The following is a 9471-nucleotide window of genomic DNA, read 5'->3' on the forward strand; positions in this document are numbered from 1 at the left end:
GACGAACTGGTCCAGGCTAAGTGGCGCCTCGACCAGGTTCATATTGTCGACCACCTTGCCGCCAAGGCCGATCAGAAAACCGGCGAACGCCAGCGCCACCAGCCACAAGCCGCGCTGGACAGGGCCAGCCACGTCAGCGCGGCGAGGATGACGGCGGCGGCGGCGAACATGGCCCAGCCCAGGCGGCCGATGACGATGGCGTCCGGGCTGGCCGGATCGAGCATCGAGCCCGTCATCGCAAGGTATACAGGTAGGCGGCCATATGGCGCGCGTCGTCCGGCGTCACGCCCTGGGCCGGCATGGCCGTGCCCGGCTTGACGGCGGGCGGGTCGACGATCCACCGCACCAGCGAGTCGGGATCGTTCGGCAGGCGCCCGGCCACGTAGCTTTGCCGGCCGAAGGTGGCGAGCGGCGGGCCGGCCGTGCCGCGCGCCGCCTCGACACCGGGAATGCTGTGGCAGGCGCCGCACTGGAACTGGGCCAGCAGCCTTCGGCCCTGGTCGACGTCGCCCCCGGGCACGGCCAGCGGCGCGTGCTCCCGCTCACCGCAGCCGGTCAGCAGCAGGCCGGCCAGCAGGTGGAGCATCGGGAAGCTAAGACGGGATCTTGCGCGCACGCACTATTCCTGCAGGAATCGGGGGAATCCATATAATACAAGAAAGACATCATAACGAACCTTCAACAGTGCGTTCCAACAGTGCGCACCGACCACCATGCCCTCCAAGACCACCCGCATCGCACTGAAAAGCGCCGCCATCACCCTGGTCGTGACGGGCCTTACGGCCACCGCGACGGGGTTCGCGGTGCTGGAAGGTGGCTGGTACGACATCACGGCCACGCGCCAGCACTGGCAGGCCGTGCATTCGCTGCTGGAACAGGGCATGCGAAAATCCGTGCGCTTCCACGCCCGCAAGGTCGTCGAGCCGGCCGTGGGCGGCACGCCGGCGATGCTGCGCGGCGCGGCCCTCTATCAAAAGAACTGCGAGCAATGCCACGGCGGCCCCGGCGTGGCGCAGCAGCCCTTCGCGCAAAGCATGCAGCCCGTGCCCGGCCCGTTGGCCGATGCGGCGCGGCGCTGGCGCCCCCGCGAGCTGTACTGGATCACGCGCCACGGCATCAAGATGAGCGGCATGCCCGCGTGGAGCGTGCGCATGACGGAGAACGAGTTGTGGGACGTGGTCAGCTTCCTGTGGCGCATGCCGGGGCTCACCGCGGCGCAGTACCGGGCGGCGATGCCCAAGACGCCCCTTGCGGCCGCGCCGCCCGCGCCGGCGCTGGCCGCCCTGCCCGCGCCGAATACGGAACGGGGCCGCACGGTGCTGACGCAGTATGCCTGCCAGGCCTGCCACCTGATTCCCGGCGTGACGGGGCCGGAGACCTATGTCGGCCCGCCCCTGCACGGCCTGGGGCAGCGCCGCTATATCGCCGGCCTGCTGCCCACCAGCGCGGACAACCTGGCCCGCTGGATCGTCGCCCCAGGCCAGGTCGACCCGCACACCACCATGCCTACCCTTGGCGTGAACGAACGCGATGCCCGCGACATGGCCGCCTACCTGCTGACGCTGCGCCGGACGCCCGGCGACTGAGCGCCGGGGCCTCAGGAGGTCAGCTGCTTCTGGGTCTGGTACAGCCGCGCATACAGGCCGCCATGGGCCAGCAGCGCGTCATGCGTGCCCGCCTCGGCGATGCTGCCCGAATTCATGACGACGATGCGGTCGGCATTCTCGATGGTGGAAAGCCGGTGCGCGATGACGACCGTGGTGCGGCCCTTCATCAGCCGTTCCAGCGCGGCCTGCACCTGGCGTTCCGATTCCGTGTCCAGCGCGCTGGTGGCTTCGTCCAGGATCAGGATCGGCGCGTCCTTGTACAGGGCGCGGGCGATGGCCAGGCGCTGGCGCTGCCCGCCCGACAGGCGCAGGCCGTTCTCGCCCACTTCCGTGGCATAGCCCTTCGGCTGGCGTTCGATGAATTCATGGGCATAGGCGGCGCGCGCGGCCGCTTCGATCCTGGCCTGGTCCGGCGCCGGGTCGCCGTAGGCGATATTGGCGGCCAGGGTGTCGTTGAACAGCACCACGTCCTGGCTGACCAGGGCGATCTGGCCGCGCAGGTCGGACAGCCGGTACTCGCGCACGTCGACGCCGTCGAGCATGATGCGCCCGGACGTGACGTCATAGAAGCGCGGCAGCAGGCTGGCCAGGGTGGTCTTGCCGCTGCCCGAGCCGCCCACCAGGGCCACCGTCTCGCCGGCGGCGATGTCGAGCGTCACGTCGCGTAGCGCCGGCGCGGCGTCGGCGTCGCCGGCGTTGTAATGGAAGCCCACCTGCTGCAGTTGCAGGCGGCCGGCCGCGCGCGGCAGCGGGGTCGACCCCGTGTCGGTCTCGATCGGCGCGTCGATCAGGCCGAATACGGACTTGGCCGCGGCCAGGCCCCGCTGCAGCGGCTCGTTGATCTTGGTGAGGTTCTTGATGGGCGACTGCATCGCCATCAGGGAGCCCATGAAGGCGACGAAGGCACCGGGCGTGAGTGCATTGGCCTGGGCGCGCAGCAGCGCGAAATAGATCACCGCCGACAGCGTGGCGCCGATCAGCATCATGATGATCCCCGAATTCATCGCCGCCGTGGCGGCGTGCTTCACGGCCAGCTGGCGATTGAGCTTGACCACTTCATCGAAGCGGTGCTGCTCGTAATCCTGGCCGCCGAAGATCTTGACGACGCGCTGGCCGCCGATGCTTTCGTCCAGCACGCGCGTCAGTTCACCCATCGCATGCTGGGCGCTTTCGGACAGGCGGCGCATGCGTCGCCCCGCGAAGATGACGACCAGCGCCACCAGCGGCAGCAGGGCCAGGCAGAACACGGCCAGTTGCCAGTCGATGGTAAACAGCGAGACCAGGTAGCCGGCCGTCGCCACGCTGTCGCGCACGGCCACGTTGACGACATTCAGGCCCGCCTGCGACACCTGGTTGGCATCGAAGGTCACGCGCGACAACGTGGTGCCGGTGGACGACGCGTCGAAATAGCCGTTCGGCAGGCGCAGGATGCGGTGAAACATCTTGCCCCGCAAATCGGCCTGGACCCGGTTGCTGAGCCACGCGGAGCCGTAGTCGCCGGCGAAGCTGCTGACCATGCGCAGGAAAGCCAGCGCCATGATGATGGCCGGGATGGTCCACAGCGCGGCCTGGGCCGGCGTGACGGGCAGCAGCCGGTCGATCCAGTGGCCCACCGCCGTCAGTACGCCCCCCGCCACCTCGGAACCCTGGCTGATGCCTTGCGGGCGCAGCGCGTCGACGACGTTCTGCAGCTGGCGGATCAGCAGCACGTCCGTCAGCGAAGCAATGGCGACGGCCACCAGGGTGGCACCGAGCACGCCGCCATACGGCGTGAACTGCATGAGCAGGCGGGAATACAGGGATCGGCTTTGCACGTGATCGGCCAGATAAAGAGTAAAGGCAGCATTGTAACCGGGCCCCTTGCGGGAACGAAGCGGCCGGCATGCTGGCGTGAAGGCGTGCCGGACTCGGCCCCGCGCAACGACGCGAACAGCGTTACAAGTCTCACATTTTGTTACATTTATGTAGGGTTACTTTCCTTTTGGAAGCTCTAAATTCCGGATGGAAATAACAAGTCGAAACAGCCGGAAAGCCCGCCGTTACTGGTGCCGTACGGTAGCGTGAAGTGCGCCGTTGCGATTTGGATACGAATCAATAAAAGCATTACAAATTGTAAAAAACCAGTGGCATGGAAACATTTTTTAACCCTATACTGAACTTGCAATTACAAAAACATTGCACTCTCCTCTATCGTTAAAACGAAAGTGAACTAATGAAAACTTTCCTCACACTTTTTGCTTCGGCAGCGCTGACACTATCGGCCTGTGCCCACGCAGAGACGCCGCCAACCTCCCTTACCGAGGGCTTCGACAGCGTCAGTTCGCTGGACGGCTGGATTATCAATAACGTCAATGCGGGCTCGACTTCCTGGTTCCAGGGCAACACCGAAGCATTCACGGCGCAGGCCGGCGCGGCCGACTCCTACGTGGCGGCCAACTTCAACGCCGGCACCCCGTTTGGCGGTGCGATCGACAACTGGCTGATCTCGCCGGAGCTGACGCTGGCGGGCACCACCCGTGTGACGTTCTACACGCGCAATAGTGCCGAGGAAGGTTTCGATAACGATACGCTGGGTCTGTTGTTCAGCGCCGGCGCCGGCAGCGCCATCACGGGCTTCAAGACCAGCCTGCTGTCCGTCGACAGCACCGCCTATCCTGGCGACTGGACCAAGTACACCGTCGATTTCACGGGCAGCGGCACGGGCCGCTTCGCCTTCCACTACACGGGTGACTACGACAGCAGCAGCTATATCGGCATCGACAGCCTGACCATTTCGGCCGTGCCGGAACCATCGTCGTGGCTGATGCTGGGCCTGGGCCTGGCCGGTGTCGGCGTGGTCGCTCGCCGCAGCCGCCGCGCCGCCGCCGGTGCCGGCCTGGCACTGGCCGCGCTGGGCATGTCCCAGAGCGCCATCGCTGCCGACCAGCAGGGCATGGTGGTGGTACGTGACGCCGAATCGGGCCAACTGCGTGCGCCGACCGCCGCCGAACACAAGGCCCTGGTGGGCAAGCCGATCAAGAGCTCCGAAGCCGTCGCCGGCGTCGTCAAGGCGCCTGCCGTGCAAGTGCGCAAGGACGGCACCCGCGTGGCCAGCGCCAGCAGCAAGGCCGTCTTCTCCGTCGTGACCCGCAACGTCGATGGCACCCTGAGCGAAGCCTGCGTCACCGACGAACACGCTGCACCGGCAGCCACGAACAACCTGCGCACCGCGCAAGCCAAGGAGCGCAACTATGAAGCGCAATAACATGAAGAGCATCATCGCTGCCCTCGCCGTGGCCTTCGGCGCCATCGGCACCGCCCAGGCAGCCGCGCCGATCGTCATCGTCAACGCCAACGCACCGGGCGTCGGCTTCAACGATACGACCCCGGCCGATCCGATCGGCGGCAACACCGGCACGACCCTGGGCGAACAGCGCCTGATCGCCTTCACCCACGCCGCCAATATCTGGGGCGCACAGCTCGACAGCACGGTGCCGATCCGCATCCAGGCCAGCTTCGAACCGCTGAACTGCACGGCCAATTCGGCCACCCTGGGCTCGGCCGGCACCTTGCAGGTGTTCTCGGACTTCCCCGGCGCGCCGAAAGCAGGCACCTGGTATCCGGGCGCTCTGGCCAACAAGCTGTCCGGCGTCGACCAGGACCCGGATACGCCGGACATCCGCGCGCGCTTCAACTCGCGCCTGGGCCTGTTCAACGACTGCCTGCCCGGCTCGCCGTTCTACCTGGGCCTGGACGGCAACCACGGTTCCGGCACCGACCTGGTCGCCGTGCTGCTGCATGAGATCGGCCACGGCCTGGGCTTCCAGAGCTTCTCCGACGAGGAAACGGGCGAGTACTACCTGGGCACCCCGTCGATCTGGGATCACTTCATGATCGACAACAAGACCAACAAGAACTGGACGGAAATGACGCCGGCCGAGCGCGTGGCCAATGCCGTCAGCGGCGACGGCATGTCGTGGAGCGGTCCGGAAGTGACGTCCTATGTGCCGGAAGTGCTGGGCGCCATGGGTGTGGTCAATATCAGCGGCCCGACCGCCGGTACGACGGCCGGCAACTACCAGTTCGGCGAAGCGAGCTTCGGCGCCGTCATCGGCAGCAGCACCGTGACCGGCCAATTGATGCCCGTGGTCGACCAGACGACGGGCAAGGGCCTGGCCTGCGATCCGCTGAGCGCCACCAACGCCAAGGCCGTGCGCGGCAATATCGCCCTGGTCGATCGCGGCACCTGCTCGTTCGTCATCAAGGCGGCCAATGTGCAGGCGGCCGGCGCCATCGGCATGATCGTCGTCGACAATGCACCGGGCGACCCGGCCGGCATGAGCGGCGACAATCCGGAAGTAACGATCCCGTCCGTGCGCATCACCCAGGCCGGCGGCGAAGCACTGCGTGCCCGCCTGGCCTACCGCACCCGTACCCAGTCCGGCATCGTGGCCACCTTTAAAGGTGACAACTCGAAGCTGGCCGGCGCGGACAGCCAGAAGCGCATCCTGATGTATACGCCGACGACGTTCCAGCCAGGCTCCTCCGTGTCCCACTACACGACGGCAGCCCGTCCGAACCAGCTGATGGAACCGTCGATCAACAGCGACCTGACGCATGAAGTCACGCCGCCGAAGGATCTGACCTTGCCGCTGCTGCACGATATTGGCTGGTAATGCGCGGCTGGTGATACGCGGCTGGTGATGCGCGGCCGGTACATCACCGTCCGCTGGACCGCAGTACAAGAATGCCGGGTTCGCCCGGCATTCTTCATGGCACCCCGCATCGTCACGGCGCCGTCCACCGGCATACACGCTTTCCGTACACTGTCTGATAAAGCAGTGTGCAAACGGCGCGTCTGGCGTTAGACTCCCAGCAACATTGTTTTTGGAAAATCCCGACGATGCTGTCGATCCTGCTGTTGCGTCTTGATTCCTCCCTCCTGCTTTGCCTGTCCCGCGTCCTGCCCGGCCTGGTACCGGGCCCGGTGCTGGGTCTGATCCTGGGCCTGCTGCTCGGCCTGTCTCCCGCCGCCCGTGCCGACGAGCAGCCGTCACCGCCTGCCGACACCATCGCCGTGCTGTTCCCCGATGTCGGTGCGCCCTATCGCAAGGTGTTCCTGGAAATCGTCGCCGGCGTCGAGCAGCAGGCTCCGGGCAAGGTCAGCGCCATCGCACTGGCCCCGGGACTGGGGGCCGCCGAGCTCCAGGGACGCCTCAAGCGCAACGGCAGCCGCAGCGTCATCGCGCTGGGGCGTCAGGGCCTGAAGATGGCGGGCGCCCTGGACGGCTCGCTGCAGGTGGTGGTGGGCGGCATCGGCGCGCTGCCGGAACCGGAACGGTGGCGCGGCATCAGCCTGATGCCCGATCCGGCCCTGCTGTTTTCATGGCTGAAGGCCCTCGTGCCCGGCGTCAAGCGGGTACTGGTGGTGCACCACCCCGTGCAGAGCGCGATGGCGGTGCGGCTGGCGCGCGAAGCGGCCCGCGTGCACGGTCTGGAGCTGGTGACCTTCGAAGCCTATGACCTGGCCGGTGCCGTGCGCCGCTATGAGGCCCTGTTCGCCCAGGCCGACGGCCGCCGCGACGCCCTGTGGCTGCCGCAGGACGCCGTCACCGTCGACGAGAGCACGATCCTGCCGCTGGTGCTGCGCGAATCGTGGCATCGCAACCTGCCGATCTTCTCGACCAGCATGCTGCATGTGAAGAAAGGCGTGCTGTTCGCCCTGTATCCGGACAACATCGCCCTGGGGCGCGAGCTGGCCACGCTGGTGCAAACCCCGGCCGCCGCGCCGCCGGCCACGCCGCCGCCCGGCCTGCAGGCACTGCGGGCCGTACGCATGGCCTTCAATACCCGCACGGCCAGCCACCTGGGGCTCGATGTCGATACCGTACAACATCCATTCGACGCGATCTTCCCGTAAACCGACGCCAGAATGATGCTTTGCGTAAATTTATTTCTTTTTGGCTAATATAGCGAATATACTAGCGCCTGTCATTCAGGCAAGCTGGTGCACGCCTGCAGCGAAAGAACATCCATGATCCTTACCCGATTCACAGTGGCGCTTGCAGCCCTGGGGGCCTGGTGCGCGCTGGCCACCGCCGCCGCCGCACCCGCGTTCGAACTGCCCGGCGTACCCGCCCAGGCCAGGGACAGCGTGGGCGCCCTGTTCCAGACCCTCGACGGCAGCCCGGCATCGACGCCGCGCGTCGATGCCGATGCCGTCACCATGGTTCCCGTCACCCTGGCGCAGCTGGAAGACCAGCTGCGCCGTCCCGACGTGCGCGCCTCGATCGGCAAGGGCACCATCGCCGTGCTGTACTCGAATGTCGACCAACCCTTCCGCACCGCCTTCACCAGCGTGATCCGGGGGATCCAGGAAGGTACCAGCCTGCCTGTGCGCAGCTATGCCGTCGAAGCCCGGGCCGATCCCATCGACCTGAACGCGATGCTGCGCCGGAACGGCACGCGCATCGTCATCGCACTGGGGCGACAGGGCTTGGCCGCCGCGGCCGGCCTGGACCGCGATATCTCCGTGCTGGTCGGCGGCGTGCTGCTGCTGTCGGACAGCGACAACCTCGCCGGCATCAGCCTGACACCCGATCCGGCCATGCTGTTCGCGCGCCTGCGTGAGCTGCTGCCGGAACTGCGCCGCGTCATCGTCGTCTACAACCCGAAGAACAGCGAGTGGCTGATCCGCCTGGCGCGCGAGGCTGCCCGTGCCCAGGGGCTCGAACTGGCCGCGTTCGTCGCCGGCGACATGGCCCGCGCCGTCCAGCTGTACCCGCAGCTGATCGCCACCGCCGATGGCCGGCGCGACGCCGTCTGGCTGCCGCACGATGCCACCACCGTCGAGGAAGGCACGATCCTGCCGCTCGTGCTGCGCGAAACGGGGAACGGCGGCGTGCCCCTGTTTTCCAGCAATGTGCTGCACGAGAAGAAGGGCGCGCTGTTCGCCATGGTGCCGAACAATGTCGAGATGGGCCGCACCTTGGCCAGTTCGGCCCTGAGCATGCTGTCGGGCGGTGCCCGCGCGCGCAGCCTGGCGCCCTCGCGCACCTTGCAGACGGCGATCGACCTGCGCACGGCAAGCCACGTCGGCGTGCAGCTGGGCGAGCGGCGCCAGCGCGGCTTCGACTTCGTCTTTCCGCAGCCGTGATGGCCTCGGGCACCCGCATGTTCGCGCGCCTGGCATCGCGCCTGTTCGACCGCGCGTTCGAGCGCGTGCTGCAGCGCACGGGCTTCAACTGGCAGCTGACGGCCATCGTGTCGGCCGCCATCCTGGGCCTGGCCCTGTTCTCGTCGCTGATGAATTCGATGCAGGCCAGCAGCCGCATGCGCGACTACTTCCTCGGCCAGGGCCAGCGCATCGCCGACAACTTCGCCCGCCAGAGCACCCTGGCGCTGCTGTTCCACTCGCCTGAAAACGCCCGCGACGTCGTCTCGAGCACGCTGGCCTTCCCCGACGTGACGGGGGTACAGATCAGCGACACGCGCCACCAGGTGCTGCTGGCCCAGGCCCACGGCGGCAACTGGATGATCAAGCCGGATCCGGCCGCGGCACCGCGGCAGGCCATGCTGCTGGCCGAGAACGGCGCCGCGTGGCTGTTCGCCGCGCCCGTGCTGGGCGGCCAGTCCGAGGCATCGCCCTTCGACATGCAGGAGCACGCGCCCCAGCTGCTGGGCTATGTCCACGTCCAGGTCAGCAAGGGCACCTTGAACCGCCTGACCTGGTCGCTCATGCTGGGCAACCTGGGCATCACCCTGTCCTTCGCCGTCATCCTGCTGGTGCTGGTGCGGCTGCTGACGCGGCGCATGACGGAACCGCTGCGTGCCCTGTCGCACCTGATGCGGCGCGCCCGCGGCGGCGAGGCGCGGCTGCGCGCGG

Annotated in this window: 8 protein-coding genes and 1 pseudogene; 6 read left to right on the forward strand and 3 right to left on the reverse strand. The window is 67.2% G+C overall.

All coding sequences use genetic code 11. The features are described 5' to 3' along the window. Positions 1-71: 71 nt before the first annotated feature. Positions 72-236: a hypothetical protein gene (locus GM672_RS26265; protein ID WP_155473472.1), complete on the reverse strand. Its 165-nt coding sequence runs from the start codon at positions 234-236 to the stop codon at positions 72-74. Beyond that, positions 233-586, reverse strand: a complete 354-nt coding sequence (locus GM672_RS26270) for a c-type cytochrome (protein WP_155473473.1) — start codon at positions 584-586, stop codon at positions 233-235. The genes GM672_RS26265 and GM672_RS26270 overlap by 4 nt, the downstream gene beginning before the upstream one ends. A gap of 127 nt (positions 587-713) precedes the next feature. Between GM672_RS26270 and GM672_RS26275 the strand changes: the two genes are divergently transcribed. Continuing rightward, entirely contained in the window at positions 714-1586 is an 873-nt protein-coding gene (locus GM672_RS26275; protein ID WP_155473474.1) for a c-type cytochrome, read from the forward strand. Positions 1587-1597: 11 nt separating this feature from the next. Here the strand turns inward: GM672_RS26275 and msbA are convergent, their stop codons facing one another. Further along, positions 1598-3421 (reverse strand): lipid A export permease/ATP-binding protein MsbA, encoded by a 1824-nt coding sequence (gene msbA, locus GM672_RS26280; protein ID WP_170300258.1) that lies wholly within the window; start codon positions 3419-3421, stop codon positions 1598-1600. Between the two features lie 398 nt (positions 3422-3819). Here msbA and GM672_RS26285 point away from each other — a divergent pair, with 398 nt between their 5' ends. The 5 genes and pseudogenes from GM672_RS26285 to GM672_RS26305 form a co-directional block, all read left to right on the forward strand. Then, entirely contained in the window at positions 3820-4851 is a 1032-nt protein-coding gene (locus GM672_RS26285) for a choice-of-anchor J family PEP-CTERM protein (protein ID WP_155473475.1), read from the forward strand. Further along, positions 4838-6262 carry a PA domain-containing protein gene (locus GM672_RS26290; protein ID WP_155473476.1) on the forward strand — a complete coding sequence of 475 codons (1425 nt, stop codon included), beginning with the start codon at positions 4838-4840 and terminating at the stop codon, positions 6260-6262. The genes GM672_RS26285 and GM672_RS26290 overlap by 14 nt, the downstream gene beginning before the upstream one ends. A gap of 227 nt (positions 6263-6489) precedes the next feature. Continuing rightward, positions 6490-7506 (forward strand): ABC transporter substrate binding protein, encoded by a 1017-nt coding sequence (locus GM672_RS26295; RefSeq protein ID WP_155473477.1) that lies wholly within the window; start codon positions 6490-6492, stop codon positions 7504-7506. 114 nt (positions 7507-7620) lie between these two features. Next, positions 7621-8742 carry an ABC transporter substrate-binding protein gene (locus tag GM672_RS26300; RefSeq protein WP_155473478.1) on the forward strand — a complete coding sequence of 374 codons (1122 nt, stop codon included), beginning with the start codon at positions 7621-7623 and terminating at the stop codon, positions 8740-8742. Further along, positions 8742-9471, forward strand: a pseudogene (locus tag GM672_RS26305) (EAL domain-containing protein); the annotation flags it as partial. The gene GM672_RS26300 and the pseudogene GM672_RS26305, both read left to right, overlap by 1 nt.

Source organism: Pseudoduganella buxea (assembly GCF_009720835.1).
GTDB lineage: Bacteria > Pseudomonadota > Gammaproteobacteria > Burkholderiales > Burkholderiaceae_D > Rugamonas > Rugamonas buxea.